Source organism: Falsiroseomonas oryzae (genome assembly GCF_027856955.1).
In the GTDB taxonomy this organism is placed as follows: Bacteria; Pseudomonadota; Alphaproteobacteria; order Acetobacterales; family Acetobacteraceae; genus Falsiroseomonas; species Falsiroseomonas oryzae.
The window spans coordinates 1-523 of record NZ_JAPSMD010001030.1 but is presented as its reverse complement, the minus strand read 5'-3'; the positions used below and the strand labels follow the sequence as shown (position 1 = coordinate 523).

Annotated in this window: 1 protein-coding gene; it reads right to left on the bottom strand. The window is 78.0% G+C overall.

Going from position 1 to position 523, the window contains the following annotated elements:
- The coding region (locus OZN99_RS33345) for an orotidine 5'-phosphate decarboxylase / HUMPS family protein (protein ID WP_270939442.1) at positions 1-432 on the bottom strand (432 nt) is incomplete at its 3' end.
- Positions 433-523 lie beyond the last annotated feature (91 nt).

The following is a 523-nucleotide window of genomic DNA, read 5'->3' as shown; positions in this document are numbered from 1 at the left end:
GAGGCGGAGCACCTGCTGCACGGGGCCGCCGGCCACGCCCGTCTCGGACAGCGCGGCGGCGTCCAGGCTGGTGAGCACGGTGACGGCGAGGATGCGCATGCGATCCGCGCCGGCGGCCTTCTCCGCCGCCTCCCGCGCGGCCGCCACCATGGCGGCGCCGCCGGCGGCATGGATGGTCAGCCAGGCCGGGCGCAGGGGCGCCAGTGCCCGCACCGCGCCGGCCACGGTGTTGGGGATGTCGTGCAGCTTGAGATCGAGGAAGACCGGCCCGTGCGGCGCGATGCGACGCACCGCCGCTCCGCCCTCCGCGGAGAACAGCTCGAGGCCGACCTTCAGCAGCCCGGCATGCGGCGCGACTGCGCGCGCCCAGCCCTCGGCGGTGCCGAGGTCCGGGGCGTCCAGCGCGACGCAGAGCCCGCAGCTTCGCGGCACGGTCAGCGGCGTCCGGCCACCCTCAGCGCCGGCACCACGGCGGCATCGGGCACGCGGCCCATCTCGGCCTCGCGGCGGGCGGCGTCCTCCC